Below are 18221 nucleotides of genomic sequence, written 5' to 3' on the forward strand. Positions count from 1 at the left end.
GAGCCGACCGGCGCGATCGGTCCGAAACCGTGGCGATCTCCGAAGAACCGGCCAGCGGATGCCGCGCCGACGCGGCTTCTTGCGCACCCACCGGTATTCAGTGATACTGACTACCAGTAGTAAGCAACACTGAGTAGTCAAGGGGCGCGATGGGCAAGCAGATGACCGAGATGCTCAAGGGCACGCTGGAGGGCGTGGTTCTGGCGATCCTCGCGCTGCGCCCGGCATACGGGTACGAGATCACCGGCTGGCTGCGCGAGCAGGGGTTCTCGGACATCGCCGAGGGCACCGTCTACGCCCTGCTGGTGCGCATCGAGCAGCGCGGGCTCGTCGACGTCGAGAAGGTGCCGTCCGAAAAGGGACCGCCGCGCAAGGTGTACTCGCTCAACGCGCGGGGGCACGCACAGCTCGAAGAGTTCTGGGCGACATGGAGCTTCCTGGCAGAACGTCTGGAAGGGCTCCACCAAGGGGGAAAGTGAACATGGCTGCAGGCTGGATCGAAAAGGTCACCGGATCGTTCGAAGAGAAGAAGCAGTACAAGCAGTACAAGGCGCGTGTGGAGCAGCTTCCCGGCCCGTACCGCACCGCCACCGCCGCGCTGGAGCGGTACCTGATGTACTACGGGTCGATCAGCAAGGGCGACACCCTGCTCGCGATGCTCGGCGACCTCGCCGACCTGTTCGAGCGGGCTGCCGCCGACGGCACGCCGATCCGCACGATCGTGGGCGAGGACCCGGTGGAGTTCGCAGAGGAGTTCATGCGCAACTACACCGACGGGCAGTGGATCAACAAGGAACGTGCCCGACTGGTCAAGGCCATCGACGCCGTGACGGGCGACGACCTGGAGAAGGAGGCGGAATCATGACCGCCACACCGGCCCCTGCCATCCACGTGGCGGGACTGGAGAAGTCGTTCAAGGACCTGCACGTCCTGCAGGGCGTCGACTTCGACGTCGCACGCGGCGGCATCTTCGCGCTGCTCGGCTCCAACGGCGCCGGTAAGACCACGGTGGTGCGCATCCTCTCGACGCTGCTGCGGGCGGATGCCGGCACGGCGACGGTCAACGGCGCCGATGTGGTCACGCAGGCACCGCAGGTGCGGGAGTCGATCAGCCTCACCGGTCAGTTCGCCGCGGTCGACGAGGTGCTCACGGGCCGGGAGAACCTGATCCTGGTCGCGAAGCTGCGGCATCTGAAGGACCCGGGCGGCATCGCCGACGCGCTGCTCGCCCGCTTCGGCCTCACCGACGCGGGCGGCCGCCGAGCCGGCACGTACTCCGGGGGCATGCGGCGACGCCTCGACATCTCGATGAGCCTCATCGGCGACCCGCCGGTGATCTTCCTCGACGAACCGACGACCGGGCTCGACCCGGAAGGACGCCGGGAGGTGTGGCAGGCGGTGAAGCAGCTGGCAGCAGGCGGCACCACGGTGCTGCTGACCACGCAGTACCTCGACGAGGCCGAGCACCTCGCCGACCGGATCGCGATCCTCCACCAGGGCCGCATCATCGCGGACGGCACCCTGGCGCAGCTGAAGAAGCTGCTGCCGCCGGCGACCGTCGAGTACGTGGAGAAGCAGCCCACCCTCGAGGAGGTCTTCCTCGCCATCATCGGCGACACACCGGGCACAGGCGCGTCGGCGACCACCGGAGAGGAACGACCGTGACCCGCCACGCCCTCACCGACACCACCGTCCTCACCGGCCGGTCGCTGCGGCACATCCTGCGCAGCCCCGACACCATCGTCACCACCGCAGTCACGCCGATCGCGCTGATGCTGCTGTTCGTCTACGTCTTCGGCGGTGCCATCGACGTCGGCACCGAGGCGTATGTGGACTACATGCTGCCCGGCATCCTGCTCATCACGATCGCCTCGGGCATCGCGTACACCGCGTACCGGCTGTTCCTCGACATGCAGGGCGGCATCTTCGAACGGTTCCAGTCCATGCCCATCGCCCGCTCCGGCGTGCTCTGGGCGCACGTGCTGACCTCGATGGTGGCCAACGCGATCTCCCTGGCCATCGTCGTCGGCGTCGCACTGATCATGGGGTTCCGCACCGACGCGAACGTGCTGGAGTGGCTCGCCGTCATCGGCATGCTGCTGCTGTTCACGCTGGCGCTGACCTGGATCGCCGTGATCGCCGGCCTGTCGGCGAAGACCGTCGACGGCGCGAGCGCCTTTTCGTACCCGCTGATCTTCCTGCCGTTCATCAGCTCGGCGTTCGTTCCCACCGAGACCATGCCGGGCCCGGTGCGCTGGTTCGCCGAGAACCAGCCGGTCACGTCGATCGTCGACAGCACGCGCGCCCTGTTCTCGGGACAGCCGGTCGGCACCGAGATCTGGGTCGCCCTGGCGTGGTGCCTCGGCATCCTGATCGTCGCGTTCGTGGCCGCCATGGCGCTCTACCGCCGCAGGATCACCTGACCGCCGGCTCATCCGCACGGTCCACGGGGCGCCGACCCGGGCACCCGCTGCGGCTGCGGCTGCGCCCGCCGGCTGCGGCTGCGGCTGCGGCTGCGGCTGCGGCTCAGCTTCGGAGAAAACCGGTTCCTCGGACCCGGTCCGCCCCTCCGGTCCGACGACGTGGCGAACCCCGAAGATGTGGCGATGCCGGGACCCCGATCCCGCGCCGCTCGGCGGGACCGTCGCGCGAGAGGGCCGCACCCCCCTAGGCTGACGGGCCATGAGCAGCATCAGCATCGTCATCCCATCGCGCGACGACGCGCGCATGCTGCGGCACTGCCTCGCCGCGATCGCCGCGCAGACCCGGCCCCCGGACGAGGTCATCGTCGTCGACAACGGATCCCGTGACGACACCGCCGAGGTCGCGCGTGCCGCCGGGGCGCGGGTCGTCTTCGAGCCGCAGCCCGGGGTGCTGCGCGCTACGGCGGCCGGATTCGACGCCGCCGAGGGCGACATCATCGGGCGGCTGGATGCCGATTCGATCCCGGCGCCGGATTGGGTCGCGCACCTGGAGGCGCGGTTCGACGCCGACCCCACGCTCACCGGCGTGACGGGCACGGGACGGTTCTACGGCGGCACGTGGCCGCGTCGCTTCCTCGGACGATACGCCTACCTCGGCGGTTACTTCTGGTCGATGCGCGTGGTGATGGGGCACGTGCCGGTTTTCGGGTCGAACTTCGCCCTGCGCCGGGAGGCGTGGCAGGAGATGCGCCCGCACCTGCACATGGACGATCCGCGTATGCACGACGACCTCGAGATCAGCTTCGCGCTGCGGCCCGACATGGGAGTGGACTTCGACCGCGACCTGCGGGTGGGCGTCTCCGCGCGCCCCTTCGACTCGATGGCCGGCTTTCGCCGTCGCGTGAACTGGGCCTTCCACGGGCTCGCGGTGAACCTCGCCGAGGAGAGCATCGCGCAGCGTCAATGGGAGTGCGCCGCGGGGCGGCGACGGCGCCACCGACTGCAGCGGGCGGCACGCCGCACATCGCGTCAGGTCACGGAGAGATCAGCGCCAGCATCGCTTCGGTGACCTGGTGAGGCGCCGATTCGCACGGGCTGTGGCCGGTGTGGATCACCAGTATCGTCGCGCCCACCCGCGCGGCGAACGCGTCATGCGCCTCGACCGGCCAGACGTCCCCGGTGCCGGTGATCACGAGCACCGGAATGCCCGTGGCCCGCAGCGCGTCGGCGACGTCGGGCGTGTTCTTCATGAGCCCGAAGATGTCCTCCACGCTCGAACGGCGGGTGAGCGCGAAACGGGCCTTGACGAAGTCCGCCCGATCCTGCGGCGCGCGGTGGACGTTGTTGCGCACCGCCCACATCATCAGCCGCGCGGCCACCCACGCGGGCACGGGACCCGTCACGGGACCCAGGATCTTGAACGAGCGCAGCGCCTGGCCCGCGACCGGCGGTGCCGACAGCAGCGTGAGGCTCAGGAACAGTTGCGGATACCGGGTCGCGGCGGCCGCCGTAACGGTGCCGGCGAAGGAATAGCCGAGCACGTGCGCCGGCGTCGATCCGGCGTGGAGCACCGCGAGCAGATCATCCATGAAGAGGTCGAGTGTGTAGTGCGGACGCGGCGGGTCGACGTTCTCGGGCCCCGCCGCATGGGACTCGTACTGGCCCGCCATGTCGTAGGACTCCGCGCGGTACCCCGCCGCCGCCAGCAGCGGCATCATCCGGACGAAGTCCTCCTTCGAGCCCGTCACCCCCGGAACGAGCACGACCCGCGTCCCGTCCGGCGGCCCCATCGACACGCGGGCTATGCCTCCGCTGGGCGCGGCGACCGTGTCGCGCTCGGCGCCCGGCGGAAAGCGGCTCCAATCGATCGGCTCGAGCGCCGCATCCAGCGCGGCGGCGCGACCCATCACGCCCTGCGGTTGACCGTTCCTCTGCCTGAGGCCCACGAGGGCATCCTAGGGGGGCGCCGCCGCTCAGCGGTGCTGGAATCGCGCAGGCCGCTTCTCGCTGAAGGCGGCCATCCCCTCTTTCTGGTCTTCCAGCGCGAACAGCGAGGTGAACAGGCTCTTCTCGAGCCGCAGCCCTTCGGTCAGGCTCGTCTCCTGCGCCGCGCGCAGCGCCTGCTTCGCGGCGTAGACGACCGGCAGCGACTTCGCGGCGATGGTCTCGGCCGTTGCCGCCGCCTCCTCCAGCAGGTCGGATGCCGGCACGACGCGCGACACCAGGCCGGCGCGCTCCGCCTCCGTGGCATCCATCATGCGCCCCGTGAGCACGAGCTCGGCCGCCTTGAACGGCCCGATCGCGCGCGTGAGGCGCTGAGTGCCGCCGATGCCGGGGATCACTCCGAGGTTGATCTCGGGCTGACCGAACCGTGCGGTGTCGGCGGCGAGGATCACGTCGCACATCATGGCCAGCTCGCAGCCGCCGCCCAGCGCGAAACCGGCGACCGCCGCGACGATGGGGGTGCGCACGCGCGAGAACTCCTCGAGCCCGGCGAAGGGGTTGCGCATCGTCATCTCGTGGGAGGTCTTGTCGGCCATCTGCTTGATGTCGGCGCCGGCGGCGAAGGCACGCTCGGATCCGGTGAGCACGATGCAGCCGATCTCCTCGTCGGCGTCGAACGCCGCCGCCGCTGCGGCGAGCTCGCCCGCGAGTTGGGAGTTGAGGGCGTTCAGCGCATCGGGGCGGTTGAGCGTGATCCACCCGACGCGGCCACGGGTCTCGACGATGAGAGTCTCGTATGGGGTCATGGGTTCATCGTGCCATGCGGCCGCGGCGCAGCAGCTCACGGCCGACGATGACGCGCATGATCTCGTTGGTGCCCTCGAGGATCTGGTGGACCCGCAGGTCGCGCACGACCTTCTCGAGGCCGAACTCGCGCAGGTAGCCGTAGCCGCCGTGCAGCTGCAGCGCGTCGTTGGCGACCCGGAACCCGGCGTCGGTGGCGAAACGCTTGGCCATCGCGCACTGCACCGCGGCGTCGTCCGCACGGGCGTCCAGCGCCCGGGCCGCGCCCTGCACCAGGGCTCGGGCGGCGTGCAGATCGGTCGCCATGTCGGCGAGGCTGAACACCACCGACTGCTTCTCGGCGAGGGCCTCACCGAACGCGGTGCGCTCCTGTACGTAGCGCACCGTGCGGTCCATCGCCCACTGCGCGCCCCCGATCGAGCACGCGGCGATCCCCAGCCGGCCGCCGTCGAGGGCGGCCATCGCGATGCGGAAGCCCTGCCCCTCCTCACCGACGAGAGCGGATGCCGGCACGCGCACTCCGTCGAGCATCACCTGCCGGGTGGGCTGTGCACGCCACCCCATCTTGTGTTCGTTCGGGCCGAACGACAGCCCCGGCGCGTCGCCCGGCACGAGAAAGGCCGAGATTCCGCGGGCACCGGACGTGGCATCGCCGGTGCGCGCCATGACGACGTAGACCGCGGACTCGCCGGCGGCCGAGATGAACTGCTTCACCCCGGTGAGCACGTAGCCGTCGGCGTCGGCCACGGCGGTGGTCGAGAGGGATGCGGCATCCGACCCCGCCCCCGGTTCGGTCAGGCAGTACGAGCTCACCTCTTCCAGCGACACCAGACGCGGGAGCCACTGGGTGCGCTGCTCCTCGGTGCCGTAGACGTCGATGATGCCGGCGACCATGTTGTGGATCGAGATGTAGGCCGCCAACGAGGGATCGCCCTCGGCGAGCGCCTCGTAGATCGCGGCCGCGTCGATGCGCGCGAGGCCGGCGCCACCGACGTCCTCGCGCACGCAGATGCCGCCGAGGCCGAGCTCACCGGCGCGGCGCAGGGTGTCGCGGGGGAAGATCTCCCGTTCATCGCGCTCGAGTGCGTGCGGCGCCAGCTCGGCGGCGGTGAACTCACGGACGGCGTCGAGGATCGCGGCCCTCTCGTCGTCACTGAGTGCGGGCGGGGCGGTCATCATCGACGTCATCGTCGTTCCATCCTGTTCAGGCTTGTGGCCGAGGCGGTGTGAGCGGTGCGAACAGTGTAATCGCGGGGTCCCCTGCCGGGATGAGGGGATCCGCCCGCATGAGGGCGTGTGGCGGCGGATCGCCCTCATTCCGGCGGATCTCCTCAGCCGAGCGTGCGTGCCGGGAGCCGGAATCGGGGATCCGGGAGCCGGGAGCCGCCGCCGGGCGGGGCGCAGCCATCAGCCCGCGGCGGAGCCCTCACGCAGGTAGGCCAGCTGCGCGCGCACCGAGGCCTCCGCGGCGAACCGCACTGCCGGGTCGACCCCGCCGTACACCGCGTCGGTCACGGCGGTGACGAGATCGGCATCCGTCGCCGCAGACCGGCCGAGCGCGGTGAGCGCATCGCGCACCTCCTGCAGTCGCCCGCGGCGGTGCTCGGCGTAGGCGTCGCACACGGCAGCGAGGTCGGGGAGCATCGGCCCGTGGGCAGGCAGCGTGGGGATGCGCCCATACGCGCGGAGCCGCTCGAGGGTCGCGAGGTAGCTGCCCAACGACCCGTCGGGCGCGGCGATGATCGTCGTTCCCCGCCCGAGGATCGTGTCGCCGGTGAGCATGCTGCCCGTGGCGGATGCCGCCGGGTCACCGGCCGGCGCATCGTGCGGCAGGTGCAGCGAAACGGAGTCCGCCGTGTGACCGGGCGTGGCGACGACCGCGATCACCGCGCCCGCCGCATCGATGCGCTCGCCGTCCACGAGCGGAGGGCCGTCGATGCACAACGCCGGATCGAGCGCCCGCACCGGCGCGCCGGTGAGCGCGGCGAACCGCGGCGCCACCTCGACGTGGTCGGCGTGGTGGTGGGTGAGGAGGATCAGCTCCACCGGCCCGAACCCCTGCAGGGCCTGCAGGTGACCCTCGTCACCGGGTCCGGGGTCGACCACCACGACCGACGTCGCGCCGGGTGCGCCGATCACGAGGGAGTTCGTGCCGTCGAGCGTCATGGGGCCCGCGTTCGGCGCCAGCACGCGGGTGACCAACCCGGTCCAGCGCTCGGCCGCGGCATCCATGTCGGTCTAGCGCCCGCTCACCGTGCCGAACAGGCGCGCAATCGGGGCGACGACCATCGGGCGGGCGGCGATCCAGGCGATCGCGATGGCGACGATCGAGGCGATGAAGATCCAGAACCCCGTCCAGTTGTCCGCGTAGGCGGCCGGGTCGACCGACCCCTGAGCGGCGTACATGTGGTTGAGGTTGCGCAGCGCACCGGTGGCGAACACCAGACCGACGTGCACGATGATGAACGCCACGAAGAACAGCATCACGGGGAAGTGGAGCTTCCGCGCCCAGTCGATGGGATAGGCCTTGTTGAGCCCAGCGGCGTTCTTCGGCCACAGTCCGCTCATGCGGTAGCCGGTGATCGTCGCCAGCGGGGCGGCGATGAACACCGTCGTGAAGTACGCCAGCTGCTGGATCGAGTTGTAGTTGACCCAGCCGTTCTCGGTCGGCCAGTCGAGCGAGATGTACTGCAGCACCGCCGACAGGGCGTTGGGGAAGACCTCCCAGCTGGTCGGGACGATGCGCATCCACTGTCCGGAGACGAACAGCAGCACCACGAAGATCAGGCCGTTGGCCAGCCACAGCACGTCCAGCGCCTGGTGGAACCAGATGTTGAGGCTCGTCTTGCCCTTCTTGTCGCCGCGCGGCGTCCAGAACACCGTGGGCCGCTTCTCGGTGCGCACCTGCAAGCCGGTGCGGATGATCAGCACCATGAGGAACGCGTTGAAGAAGTGCTGCCACCCCAGCCACGCCGGGAACCCGATGGGGGCACCCTCGGGCAGGTGGTACTCGCCGGGGTAAGTGGTGAGGAACTCCTGCATGAACTCCAGGCTGAGGAACCAGCGCACGAAGAAGACCGCCATCGCCGCGGCGACCAGCAGGGCGCCGCCGCCCACGAGGACCACACCGGCCCACTGGCCGCGGGTGAACGGTCCGATGCGGCGGGGTTCGGGCTTCGGAGCCGGGCGCCGGGATGCCGCAGCACCCGGCCATACCGTGCGCGGCACGGTGAGCGGCGGGCGCGGTCCGGTCGCGACGGTGGTGGATGCCGCGGCGGCTGCCGGTAGGGCCGTCGATGCCGCGGGCACGGCAGCAGGTGCCGTCGCGGCAGCGGCGGCTGCCGGGGCGGTGGCGGATGCCGCGGTCGCAGCGGTGGATGCCGGTGCGGTCTCGGCAGGCGCCGACGCGGCGTCGCTCATCGGTTCGGTCGAAGCTGCCGGACTTCCGGCGCCGGGGTGCGCGAGGCCGGCCGGCGGCCAGGGCTCGCCATCGATGGTGCGCGGAAGTCCGCGACGCAGCGGCACTCCGTCGCCGGACGTCGCAGCGGAACCCGCCGGCACGGTGGCGACGCTGGCCGCGGCGGCCGCGGGTGCGCCGTCGGCCGCGAGCGGCTCGCTCGGGGGCTGCACGGGTGTCGCTTCCGCACGGTCCGCGGCATCCGCACCCGACGGGTGCGACACCGCAGCGGTACCGGCCGGCGGCCAGGGCTCCCCGCCCGGTACGCGCGGGAGTCCGCGGCGCACCGTACGCGTGGCGCCGGGCTGTTCGCGTGTCACTTCCGCACGGTCTGCGGCAACCGCAGCCGGCGTCTGCGACACCGGAGCAGCGGCGTCGGGCACGGGTGCGGGCGCGGCGACGGCGGGCTCAGCGGCCGCGGGAGCAGCGGCCGCGGCCGCAGCCGGCGTGGGAACCTCAGCCGGGGCCGCAGCGCCCGCGCCGTCTTCGCGGATTGCGGATGCCACGCCGGCGAGCGTCGCCGGCGCCTCGCCCGCGGGCGGCCATGGCTCTCCTCCGGACACCCGCGGAAGGCCCCGGCGCACCGTTCGCCCGTATGTCGCCACGGCTACTTGGCCTTGTTCGCCTCGAGCGCAGCGATCAGCTGCGGGACGACCTGGAAGAGGTCGCCCACGACGCCGAAGTCAGCGATCTCGAAGATCGGCGCATCGGCATCCTTGTTGATGGCGACGATGGTCTTGGCGGTCTGCATGCCGGCCTTGTGCTGGATCGCTCCCGAGATGCCGAGAGCGACATACAGCTGCGGCGACACCGAGACGCCGGTCTGACCGACCTGGTAGGAGTAGGGCACGTAGCCGGCATCCACTGCTGCGCGCGAGGCGCCGATGGCGGCCCCCAGCGTGTCGGCCAGCTGCTCCACGAGCGCGAACTGCTCGCCGGACCCCAGCCCGCGGCCACCGGAGACGACCTTGCCGGCGCCGCGCAACTCGGGCCGCGTCGAGGCGTTGACGGCCTCTTCGAACGACTCGATGACAGCGGCAGGAGCTCCCGAGGGCGTGACCTGCAGGGCCGTGACGGCCGGCGAGGCGACCGCCTCGGCGCGGGCGTCGATGGCGCCCTGGCGCACCGTGATGACGTAGGCGCCGAAGGTGGGCGCCGAGGTGACGTTGTACGCGCCGCCGTAGACGGAGTGCTGGGCCAGCACGCCCTCGCCGTCGCGGGCGACCCCCACGGCATCGGCCGAAAGCGCGCGGCGGGTGCGGGCGGCGAAGCGCCCGGCGATGTCGCGGCCCTCGATGGAGTTGGAGATGAGCACGGCGTCGGGCTGCACGAGGTCAGCGGCCGCGGCGAGGGCGTCCACGTGCGGCACGGTCAGCGCGGTGTCGGCGCCGCCGAGGTCCGCCACGAGCACCGTCTGTGCGCCGAGGGCGCCGGCGGCCGCGGCCAGTTCGTCGTGGCGCTCGGCACCGGCGACGATCAGGGCCACGGGGGTGCCCACCGATGCGGCGGCTCCCAGCAGTCCGGCGGCGGACTTGGCCAGCTCACCGCTGGGCAGCACGTCGAGGTGGACGAGGATCGAATCTGCAGCAAAGTCGGTCATGGTGCCGTTACCCCTCAGGCCAGCCGGTTCTCGATGAGGAACGCCGCGAGCTTCTCGCCCGCATCGCCCTCGTCTGTGATCTTCACGCCCGCCGAACGCGGGGGCTTCTCGCTCACGGCGGTCATGATCGAGCGGGCCACCGTGTCGACACCGGCATCCACGCCGAGGTCGGCCAGCGAAACCGTCTCGAACGGCTTCTTCTTCGCCGCCATGATGCCCTTGAAGTTCGGGAACCGCGCGTCGGGGAGCGCCTCGGTGACGGAGATGACGGCCGGCAGCGGCGCGGTGACGCGGGCGTTGCCGGCGTCGGTCACGCGTGTGCCCGAGACGGAGTCGGCGGAGATCTCCACCGCGGCCAGCGCCGTGGCGTGGGGCACGTTCAGGTGCTCGGCGATCATCGCGCCGATGACACCGCCGGAGCCGTCCGTGGACTGGTTGCCGGTGATGACGAGGTCGAAGCCCGCACGCTTGACGGCCGCGGCCAGCACCTCGGCCGTGAGACCCAGGTCGGCGCCGGCGAGGGCGTCGTCGACGACCTGCACAGCGGATGCCGCACCCATCGCGAGCCCCTTGCGGATGGTCGCCGTCGACGCCTCCGGCGCCATCGAGAGCACGACCACCTCGGTGCCGGGGTTCTTGTCGGCGTAGCTCAGCGCGACTTCGAGGGACCGCTCGCCGATCTCATCGAGCACCCGCTCACCGGCATCGCGGTCCGCCAACCCGGTCTCGAGGTTCAGCTTGCGGTCACCGTAGGTGTCCGGAACCTCTTTCACCAGCACGACAATCTTCATTGACTCTCCTCACGCCTCGGTCGATTCTATACAATTCCTACGCACGCCGATGACCGGCCCCGAATCGGGCGGCGGGGCCGGGCGGCGCGCTCAGAACACGACGACCGGCACCGGCAGTACCGCGCGCGAGTCGCCGTGCTCGGCGCCCCCCGAGAAGGACACCCGCAGCAGGTGCAGCCCGCGCGGGAGCGCCGGCAGCGCCACGGAGACCTTCCCCCAAGCGGAAGCGGGGACGTCCGCCGTGGCCAGCACCCGCCCACCGTCCGAGACGGTCACGGTGCCGACCGGCGCACTGCGGTCGGCGCTGGACACCCACGCGGTCACGGTGACCTTCTGGCCCGCCTTCACGAGCACCCGGTCCGCCACCGCGGCCACGGAGGTCGCGACCGGCTCACGCTCCACCAGCACGACGGCCGTGCGCGGCGGCACGGTGAGGGTGCCGGCTGCCGCGTCCCATGTCGTCGTCTTCACGACGGGGTCCGCACCGTTCGCCAGCGCGGGAGTGAGCGCGAACGCACGACCCGACAGTTCGGGGAGCGTCTGCGTGATCGGCTCCGGCGAGGCGTTGAAGGCCACGAGCGCGCCCTCGAGCCCGCGATCGGCATCGGGACCCACCCGGTCGTCGATCAGCATGACCAGCGCGCCGGGGGCGGCATCCGGTCCGCTGCCGGGGAACGACACCTTCTGCTGGATCAGCTCCGCCGACCCGAGGCGCAGCAGCCCGACCTCGTCGCGCACCCGCAGCAGGTCGAGCGCCGCGGCCTCCGCGGCAGCGATGTCGGATGACGCGGGCTTGAGTGCCGGATCGGCCAGCAGCGGCGCCATGATCGGCCATTTGTCCTCGTTGTCGGCGGCGCGGGGCAGGCCCGACCCGAACGTCGACTCCTGACCGGTCCAGTCGATGCGGTTGAACCAGTCGCCGGAGTTGTAGCTGTTGCGATCGAGCGACTTCGAGCGCAGCAGCTCGGTGCCGGCGTGCCAGAACGACGGCGTCTGCGCGAAGGCGGTGGTGGCCAGCGACAGCGTGTTCATGCGCACCCGGTCGGCCATGGGCGTGTCCGCAGGGAGCTTCAGCACCGACAGGTCGTAGAGCGTCTCATTGTCGTGCGCGTCGACGTAGGTGATGATCTCGTCCGGCTGCTCGGCGTACCCCGCCGGGGCGCCGCGGTAGTCCAGCTCGTCACCGGCGCGCACCGTTCCCGTCGAGTCCGTGAGCGTGAAGTCCCGCAGGTTGCCCGCGAGGCCCAGCTTCACCAGGTCGGTCTGGTGCGCGAGGTCGGCCAGCGCCTGCTCTGGCGTGCCGTTGATCGGGTTGCCGTTCGGGTCGGTGCCGAGGCCGGTGCCGAAACCCTGCTGCTGCACCGTCTCGCCTGCCACCGGGCTGCCGCCGTGCACGGCGTCACGCAGACGGTCGCTGAAGGTGCCGATACCCGTGCCGCCGAGGTTCCCCTGCCGCGCCTGCTCGAACAGGGCGTCGTCGACGACCTCGCCGAAGTTCCATCCCTCGCCGTAGAGGTAGACCTTCGACCCGTCGACGCCGTCCTTCTTCATCGTGAGCGCGTCCAGCGCATCGCGGACGGCCTGCATGTTGGCGGTCGAGTGGTGACCCATGAGGTCGAACCGGAACCCGTCGACCTTGTAGTCGCGCGCCCAGGTGACGACGGAGTCGACCATCAGCTTCTCGGCCAGCTCGTGCTCGGTGGCGACGTTCTGGCAGCAGGTGGAGGTCTCGACACCGCCGGTGAGGTTCAGGCGGTGGTAATAGCCGGGGACGACCCGGTCGAGTACCGACTTCTCCCCCTGGCCCGACTGCGCGGTGTGGTTGAAGACCTGGTCGAGCACGACCTGCAGGCCCATACCGTGGAGGGCGCCCACCATCTCGCGGAACTCGTGCACGCGGGCGCCACCCTCGGGATCGACGGCGTACGAACCCTCGGGGGCGGTGAAGTGGTACGGGTCGTACCCCCAGTTGAAGCCGTCGGTGTCGGCGATCGCCTCGACGCACGCCTGCTGCTCGGTGGATGCCGGACCGAACGACGCCAGGTCGCACGCCGGCTGTGCCTGCAGTGCCCGGTTCTCCTCGATCGTGGCGATGTCGAAGGTGGGGAGCAGGTGCACGGTGTTGATGCCGGCATCCGCCAGCTGCCGCAGCTGCTGGGTACCCGCACTGTCGCGGGTGAAGGCGCGGTAGGTTCCCCGCTCGGCCTCGGGCACCGACTCATCGGTGATCGAGAAGTCGCGCACGTGCAGCTCGTAGATGGCCCGGTCGACGGGCCGATCGATCACGGGCGCCTTCGTGCGCTCCCACACCCGCGGGCGCCACTGCTTGTCGGCCAGGTCGATCGCGACGGACCGCACCGAGTTCGTCGTCAACGCGTGCGAGTACGGATCCGTGACGAGGTTCGTCTCGATCGCTCCGGTCTCTGGCGCGTAGACCACGACCTCCCAGACGAACTCGTCGCCCGTGAGGTCGCGCTTGCCTGCGACCTCCCACACGCCGGATGCCGCGTCGCGCGTCGCCTCGTGGCGTGTCGGCGTGCCCTCGTCGCGCGCGGTGTGGCCGGTGGGCCCGTCCCAGGTCAGCAGCGTGACCGACTGGGCGGTCGGGGCCCACAGCCGGAAGGTCGGCTTGTTGCCGCGGAACGTCACGCCGAGGTCGGCGTCGGCGGCCGCGTCGGCGTAGAGGTCGTCGAGCACGCCCGGGATCTGCACGCCGGTCGCGGCGGCGAGCATGCCGTCGCCGCCACGCTGCGACACCATCAGCTGGCCGCGCAGCAGCTCGCCGGCGGCATCCGCATCGGGGACCCGCAGCGCGACGAAACCGGCGAGCGCCGGGAAGCGCTCGCGCTGGGCCTCGGTGAGGCCGCCGTCGACGCGCTCGAGGTCGAAGCTCTCGCCCCCGGTGACGCCGTCGTCGGTGACGGCCAGCGACGCGTCGGCCGCGGCGTGCACCTGCCAGGTGGCATCCGCCGGGTCGGCGCCCAGGTCGGTCGGCCACGCGACGGTCTCGGCGTCGATCCAGTGCGCGCGCGACTGGCCGACTCCGCCCAGCGGCGGGTCGGCGACGTCGATCTCGAGCACGTGGGTCGCCAGGGTGTAGCGGAAGACGACGATGGTGCCTTCGGCGACGGTGAACGCGTAGTTCGCGCCGCCCGGCGCGCCGCCGACACCGTAGTTCTCGTCCCAGCTGAGGCCGTGCGCGACCTTGATCTCGTAGGCGCCGGCGGGGATCGCGTCGGTGGTGAACTCGTACACCCCGTCGCGGTCGGCGTCGGCCATGAGGGTCGCGAGGCAGTCCGGCATCCAGTCGCCGGCGCAGCCGAGCTCGCTCTGCACCGAGCCGGGGAGGGTGACGATGGGGCCCTCGGCGCTGGACTGCACGATGTTGCTGCGCGGGTCGAAGTAGAACGAGATGGCGCCGCCGGGGTGCGAGATCGCGATGTTCGCGCCGTTCGCCACGCCGCCGGCGCCGTAGTTGATGTCCCACGAGCCGTTGAGTGCGGCCTTGTACTCGTAGTCGCCGGCGGGCAGGTCGAACGTGCGGGCCCAGATGCCATCGGCACCCAGCGTGAGGTTCGCCGCCTCGCAGCCGGGCGTCCAGTCGCCCGGGCAGCCGAGCTCGGAGTTGAGGCTGCCGGCGATGGTCACCATGTCGATCGGCTGCTCGGGCTCTTCGGGGACCTCGAGCGAGACGGCGTTGCCGACGGACGCGTAGGTGGATGCCGCGGCGCGGTCGCCGCCGGCATCCGTCGTCACGGCGCGGTACTCCACGAGGGTGCCCGCGGCGAGGTCGCGGATGTCGTGGAAGACACGCGGGCTCGTGCTCTCGGCGGTGCCGAGCGGCTGCCACTCGTCGGAGCCGACCACGCGCCAGGCGAAGCTCGTCTCCTGCCACGTGGTGTCGTCGACGTCGGCTGCGACGGCGACCGATCCGCTCAGTGCGGCGCCGGGCGTCGGAACCGAGACGCTGATGCCGGGAGCGCCGGAGGGGTCGGTGACGGGGGCGTCGGCGCGGTAGACGACGGCGGACAGCGCGGGCACGGTGACCTCGGCCACGGCATCGGCGCCCGTCGCGACGGCGGTGTCGGCGCCGTACACCGGGGCGAACCCGGCGTCGGCGGTGAGTGTCGGGATCTGGGCCGTCGCGGGTGCGCCGGTGTTGTTCAGCGCGACGAGGTATTCGACCTTCTCGTCGCGGTCGACGCGGGAGAACGCGTACACCCCGGCGCCGTTGTCGGCGTGGCGCTCGATCTGCGCGCCGGCGACGAGGGCGGGGTGGTCCTCGCGCAGCTGCGCGAGGGCGGCGATGTGCGTGTAGACCGGCGCGTCGGTGTCGTAGCGGTCGACCGATCCGGCGGCCTCACCGGTGATCAGGTTCTGGTCGCGGTACTCGGGCACGGCGCTGGCGAAGAGGGTCTGGCGGGCGTCCTTGTCGCCGCCGGGACCGGCGAAGCCCTGCTCGTCGCCGTAATAGACGACCGGCTGCCCGCGGCCGAAGAACATCAGCTCGTGGGCGAGCAGGTCGCGCTGCAGCGCATCGGGGGCCGACTGCAGCAGGTAGCCGACGCGGCCCATGTCGTGATTGCCGAGGAAGGTGGGGAGGGCGGTGGCAGAGGAATCCGGGGTCGTGTAGCGGTCGTCGCCGGCGTACAGGGACTGCAGTCCGCGCGCACTGTTGCCAGCGGCGTAGCCGACCGCCGCGGACTGGAACGCGAAGTCGAGCACCGAGTTCATGTCGGTGTCGCGCACGTAGGGCGCGAGCTTGGCGGGGTCGGCGTCGTACACCTCGCCGAACATGAAGAAGTCGGGCTTGCCTGCGACATCGCGGGCGTAGTCCAGCACCTCGGTGGACCACTGCTCCCAGAACTCCGGGTTCACGTGCTTGACGGTGTCGATGCGGAAGCCGTCGATGCCGAGGTCGATCCAGTCCTGGTAGACGTCGACGAAGCCCTCGACGACCGTGGGGTGCTCGGTCATGAGGTCGTCGAGCCCGTCGAAGTCGCCGAGCGTCACCGACTCGCCCTCCCAGACCGTGTTTCCGCGGTTGTGGTACAGCGTCGGGTCGTTCAGCCACGCGGGGGTCTTCGCGTCCTGCAGGGCGGGGTCCACGACCGGGGTGTGCGGGAAGCTCGTCGCGGCGTCGAGCGCGGGGAAGTCGCCGGTACCGGCGTAATCGGCGGGGTCGAAGGCGCTGCCTGCGGCGTCGCGGTACGGCTCGGTGGCCGAGTCGACATAGTCGTAGACGCCCTCTTCGTAGCCGATGACGTCGGCGGTGTGGTTGGTGATGATGTCGAAGTAGACCTTGATGTCCTGCGCGTGCGCCTCGGCGATGAGGGCCTCGAGTTCGGCGTTGGTGCCCAGGTGCGGGTCGATCTGCGTGAAGTCGGTGATCCAGTAGCCGTGGTAGCCGGCACTGGCGTCCGTCCCTTCACCCTGCACCGGCCGGTTGGCGAAGCTCGGGGTGAGCCAGATGGCCGTGGTGCCGAGGCCGGCGATGTAGTCGAGTTGGGAGCGCAGGCCGGCGATATCGCCGCCGTTGTAGAAGCCCTTGTCGGTCGGGTCGAAGCCGTGCGCGAAGCGGTCGCCCTCGATGCCGCCGGTGTCGTTGCCGGGGTCGCCGTTGGCGAAGCGGTCGGTCATGACGAAGTAGAACTGCTCGGCGGCGCCGGGCTGACGCACCGGCGGAGCGACGAGGTCCGCATCGGCGTCGCCGTCGTAGTCGCCGCGGACGCTGAGCGCCTCGAGGCCCACACGGTGGGTGGTGTCGTCGAAGACGAAGCGCAGAGTCGCCGGGCCGTCGATGGTCAGCGGGATGTTGTCGGCGCCCCCGTCGAGTCCGTACGCCTCATCCCAGGTGTCGTTGACGGCGACCTTGTACTCGTAGCTGCCGGCGGGCACCTCGAACTCGGCCGCGAAGACGCCCGCCTCGTCGGTGGCCGCGAGCTCGGTCGCCCCGCAGTCGGGCTGCCAGTCGTCGGAGCAGCCCAGCTCGTTCTGCAGGCTGCCGACGAGGGCGAACGTGCGGTCGGCGGCGAGCGCCGGCGCCGCGGTGGCGACGGCGGATCCGGTGAGGACCAGTGCCGCTGCGGCGAGGGATGCCAGCATGCGGCGGGCGCGGGAGGGGGACGTCTGTGGCACGGTCACTCCTGGGAAGCGGGTACGGCGATGTACCGGGGGGGGATCCCCGACGCTAGCAGCGGGTACTGACGCGTTTCGGGCGGTTTCCGGGCTGCGGACATGAGAGTCCGCTCATGTGATGCCGCATCACATACGCTCTGAAAGATTAAGATGATGCCCGATAGGCGATCCATCGTTCAGCCAACGAGCCCAGCTCGGATCACCGGTAAGGAGCATGCCATGCACGGCACATCGCTGGCGGGACGCACCGCCGTCGTCTCGGGCTCAGGCCGAGGCATCGGCCGGGCTATCGCCGATGCCCTCGCCGATGCCGGCGCGACCGCGGTGATCCTGGCCCGCCACGCCGACCAGGTCGATGACGCTGTCAACACCATCCGTGCACGCGGGGGCAAAGCGGTCGCGTGCGTTGCGGATCTCCGCGACCCTGCCGCAGTCGAGGCCGCCTGGACGCGAATACACGGGGAGGCGGGCGACGTGGACATCCTCGTGAACAATGCGGGCATCAACGCGAAGCGGCCGTTCGTTCCCCTTCCGGTTCCCCCCGGCGCCACGGTGGGACAGCCGGGCTCCGGGCCCGCGTCGGTCGGAATGACCGACGCGGAGTGGGATGCCATCTTCGACACGCACGTGCGCGCTTCCCTGCACCTCGTCCGGCTCTTCGGCCCTGGGATGCTCGCTCGGGGGTGGGGCCGCGTGATCAACATCGGCTCAAGCGCTGTGGGACGCGCGCCCAATCTGTCCGGGCCCTACAAGGTCGCCAAGGGCGCGCTCATGCACTACACCGCCGCCCTCGCGAAGGAATGGGCGCCCCATGGGGTAACCGTCAATGCGATCAGCCCGGGGCACTTCCGCACAGACATGTCCAAGGCGCTGCACGACAGCCCCGAAGGCCAGGCCTGGCTGCGCGAGCGCATCCCCATGGGGCACCCCGGGGACATTCGCGAGCTGGGCGCTCTGGCGACATTTCTGGCCGGCGAACGGGCGTCATTCATCACGGGCCAGATGATCGGCGTGGACGGCGGCGAAACGCTCTGAACCGCATGAAACGCGGGCCGATCGCGTGA

General features: G+C 70.9%; 14 protein-coding genes. 6 read left to right on the plus strand and 8 right to left on the minus strand.

Annotation, left to right across the window (positions count from 1 at the left end; translation table 11 throughout):
- The first annotated feature begins 149 nt into the window (after positions 1-149).
- The 5 genes from QNO14_RS13535 (at position 150) to QNO14_RS13555 (ending at position 3492) form a co-directional block, all read left to right on the plus strand.
- Positions 150-479 carry a PadR family transcriptional regulator gene (locus tag QNO14_RS13535; protein WP_257506564.1) on the plus strand — a complete coding sequence of 110 codons (330 nt, stop codon included), beginning with the start codon at positions 150-152 and terminating at the stop codon, positions 477-479.
- 2 nt (positions 480-481) lie between these two features.
- A complete protein-coding gene (locus QNO14_RS13540) occupies positions 482-865 on the plus strand; it encodes a DUF1048 domain-containing protein (protein WP_257506566.1) in 384 nt (127 codons plus the stop codon).
- Positions 862-1665, plus strand: a complete 804-nt coding sequence (locus QNO14_RS13545; protein WP_257494296.1) for an ABC transporter ATP-binding protein — start codon at positions 862-864, stop codon at positions 1663-1665. Before QNO14_RS13540 ends, QNO14_RS13545 begins: the two co-directional genes overlap by 4 nt.
- Positions 1662-2423, plus strand: a complete 762-nt coding sequence (locus tag QNO14_RS13550) for an ABC transporter permease (RefSeq protein ID WP_257494297.1) — start codon at positions 1662-1664, stop codon at positions 2421-2423. The genes QNO14_RS13545 and QNO14_RS13550 overlap by 4 nt, the downstream gene beginning before the upstream one ends.
- A gap of 259 nt (positions 2424-2682) precedes the next feature.
- Positions 2683-3492, plus strand: a complete 810-nt coding sequence (locus QNO14_RS13555; RefSeq protein ID WP_257494298.1) for a glycosyltransferase family 2 protein — start codon at positions 2683-2685, stop codon at positions 3490-3492.
- Here QNO14_RS13555 and QNO14_RS13560 read toward each other — a convergent pair.
- The 8 genes from QNO14_RS13560 to pulA form a co-directional block, all read right to left on the minus strand.
- Entirely contained in the window at positions 3458-4369 is a 912-nt protein-coding gene (locus QNO14_RS13560; RefSeq protein ID WP_257506563.1) for an alpha/beta fold hydrolase, read from the minus strand. The two genes, QNO14_RS13555 and QNO14_RS13560, sit on opposite strands and share 35 nt — an antisense overlap.
- A 27-nt stretch (positions 4370-4396) precedes the next feature.
- On the minus strand, positions 4397-5173 hold the full coding sequence (locus tag QNO14_RS13565; RefSeq protein ID WP_257494300.1) for an enoyl-CoA hydratase-related protein: 777 nt from the start codon (positions 5171-5173) through the stop codon (positions 4397-4399).
- Positions 5174-5177: 4 nt separating this feature from the next.
- Positions 5178-6350 (minus strand): acyl-CoA dehydrogenase family protein, encoded by a 1173-nt coding sequence (locus tag QNO14_RS13570; RefSeq protein WP_257506562.1) that lies wholly within the window; start codon positions 6348-6350, stop codon positions 5178-5180.
- Between the two features lie 228 nt (positions 6351-6578).
- Positions 6579-7403, minus strand: a complete 825-nt coding sequence (locus QNO14_RS13575; protein WP_257506561.1) for an MBL fold metallo-hydrolase — start codon at positions 7401-7403, stop codon at positions 6579-6581.
- A gap of 6 nt (positions 7404-7409) precedes the next feature.
- On the minus strand, positions 7410-9134 hold the full coding sequence (locus QNO14_RS13580; RefSeq protein WP_308211038.1) for a cytochrome b/b6 domain-containing protein: 1725 nt from the start codon (positions 9132-9134) through the stop codon (positions 7410-7412).
- Between the two features lie 101 nt (positions 9135-9235).
- Positions 9236-10228: an electron transfer flavoprotein subunit alpha/FixB family protein gene (locus QNO14_RS13585; protein WP_257506559.1), complete on the minus strand. Its 993-nt coding sequence runs from the start codon at positions 10226-10228 to the stop codon at positions 9236-9238.
- Between the two features lie 14 nt (positions 10229-10242).
- Complete coding sequence (locus QNO14_RS13590; protein WP_257506558.1) at positions 10243-11019, minus strand: electron transfer flavoprotein subunit beta/FixA family protein; 777 nt, start codon at positions 11017-11019, stop codon at positions 10243-10245.
- Positions 11020-11109: 90 nt separating this feature from the next.
- The gene (gene pulA, locus QNO14_RS13595) at positions 11110-17124 is read right to left on the minus strand and encodes a pullulanase-type alpha-1,6-glucosidase (RefSeq protein WP_257506565.1); all 6015 of its coding nucleotides are present in this window, start codon (positions 17122-17124) and stop codon (positions 11110-11112) included.
- Between the two features lie 252 nt (positions 17125-17376).
- Here pulA and QNO14_RS13600 point away from each other — a divergent pair, with 252 nt between their 5' ends.
- Positions 17377-18192 (plus strand): SDR family NAD(P)-dependent oxidoreductase, encoded by an 816-nt coding sequence (locus QNO14_RS13600; protein WP_257506557.1) that lies wholly within the window; start codon positions 17377-17379, stop codon positions 18190-18192.
- Positions 18193-18221: the final 29 nt, after the last annotated feature.

The organism is Microbacterium sp. zg-Y625 (genome assembly GCF_030246925.1).
In the GTDB taxonomy this organism is placed as follows: Bacteria; Actinomycetota; Actinomycetes; order Actinomycetales; family Microbacteriaceae; genus Microbacterium; species Microbacterium jiangjiandongii.

What these genes read in the sequence shown, in the direction of transcription:
- QNO14_RS13535 (WP_257506564.1), top strand. Translation starts at nt 150, where the DNA reads ATGGGCAAGCAGATGACCGAGATGCTCAAGGGCACGCTGGAGGGCGTG.
- QNO14_RS13540 (WP_257506566.1), top strand. Translation starts at nt 482, where the DNA reads ATGGCTGCAGGCTGGATCGAAAAGGTCACCGGATCGTTCGAAGAGAAG.
- QNO14_RS13545 (WP_257494296.1), top strand. Translation starts at nt 862, where the DNA reads ATGACCGCCACACCGGCCCCTGCCATCCACGTGGCGGGACTGGAGAAG.
- QNO14_RS13555 (WP_257494298.1), top strand. Translation starts at nt 2,683, where the DNA reads ATGAGCAGCATCAGCATCGTCATCCCATCGCGCGACGACGCGCGCATG.
- QNO14_RS13565 (WP_257494300.1), bottom strand. Translation starts at nt 5,173, where the DNA reads ATGACCCCATACGAGACTCTCATCGTCGAGACCCGTGGCCGCGTCGGG.
- QNO14_RS13570 (WP_257506562.1), bottom strand. Translation starts at nt 6,350, where the DNA reads ATGATGACCGCCCCGCCCGCACTCAGTGACGACGAGAGGGCCGCGATC.
- QNO14_RS13575 (WP_257506561.1), bottom strand. Translation starts at nt 7,403, where the DNA reads ATGGATGCCGCGGCCGAGCGCTGGACCGGGTTGGTCACCCGCGTGCTG.
- QNO14_RS13585 (WP_257506559.1), bottom strand. Translation starts at nt 10,228, where the DNA reads ATGACCGACTTTGCTGCAGATTCGATCCTCGTCCACCTCGACGTGCTG.
- QNO14_RS13590 (WP_257506558.1), bottom strand. Translation starts at nt 11,019, where the DNA reads ATGAAGATTGTCGTGCTGGTGAAAGAGGTTCCGGACACCTACGGTGAC.
- pulA (WP_257506565.1), bottom strand. Translation starts at nt 17,124, where the DNA reads ATGCTGGCATCCCTCGCCGCAGCGGCACTGGTCCTCACCGGATCCGCC.
- QNO14_RS13600 (WP_257506557.1), top strand. Translation starts at nt 17,377, where the DNA reads ATGCACGGCACATCGCTGGCGGGACGCACCGCCGTCGTCTCGGGCTCA.